A 963-nucleotide genomic window follows, 5' to 3' on the forward strand; every position below is an offset into this window, starting at 1 on the left:
CCGCTCAAAGAGCGCCCAGTCGGTATCCTTCACTGCGCCGTTGACGACGATGTAGAGCGAGCCCTGCGCTTCTTCGCCGATCGGGCGGGTGATGATGAGGTCGTCCAGAATGCCGCCCTCTTCACTGAGCAGCACGGTCAGGCGCGCCTGACCCTCCTTGAGGCCCGCAATATCGGACGGCACCAGCGTCTCGACCAGCGCGGCGATCTCGGCATGCGCGTCATCACCGCCGCCAATGCCATCGGCCAGCGACAGGAAGCATGGACCCATATGGGAGACATCAAACAGGCCCGCCTGCGTGCGCGTCCAGAGGTGTTCGTCCTTCACGCCCATCGGATACTGAACCGGCATTTCATAGCCGGCGAACGGCACAAGCTTCGCGCCCAGCTCTTCGTGCAAGGCATGGAGCGGCGTGCGCTTCAAATTCTCTGTCGTCGTGTCGGCCATGACGCCCTTTCATAAGGAGACGGGGCAACCTCAAGCTGCGCATCGTCGCCCCCGCTGTCCTGGGCGCCTGAGAGATTCCGCCCGGCATGCGGGCTTGCTCCTTCGGCGAGACGGCACCATCAGCCCGTCTCTTTCCAGCGTGTTGTCTCTCTCCCGGTCCTTTTGCCTGAGCGTTTCCGGGGCGGTTGCGCCTTCGGCGGCGGGGTTGGGTACCCGCTCTCTCCCGGGAGGAGTTCGTCTATACGAGTCGAACTAGCGCGGATTCTGATGGCCAGCAAGCGCAGAGTCAGCAATCGCCTGCCCGAACGCCGACACTGCCCGGCAAACAGGCAGGCCGGCGAACAGGCAGGCCGGCGTGCATCAGACTTCCGTCGCCTTGCGCCCAAACCACCCCTGCACCATCGACCACGCATTTTTCGAGCCCGACATGGTCTGCTCTGCCGCCCAGGCCGCGCGCGAAGTAAGCCCGCCGCAACGCTTGAGCAGATCCGTCGCGACCGAGCCGGATTCCTTTTT

The 963-nt window shown here is 64.2% G+C and carries 1 pseudogene and 1 riboswitch; the pseudogene reads right to left on the minus strand.

Annotation, left to right across the window (positions count from 1 at the left end):
• A pseudogene (locus B2344_RS14625) lies at positions 1 to 447 on the minus strand (glycine cleavage system protein T); the annotation flags it as partial.
• 144 nt (positions 448 to 591) lie between these two features.
• A riboswitch (glycine riboswitch) is annotated at positions 592 to 683 on the minus strand.
• Positions 684 to 963: the final 280 nt, after the last annotated feature.

It is taken from the genome of Hyphomonas sp. UBA3195 (assembly GCF_002366485.1).
Lineage (GTDB): Bacteria > Pseudomonadota > Alphaproteobacteria > Caulobacterales > Hyphomonadaceae > Hyphomonas.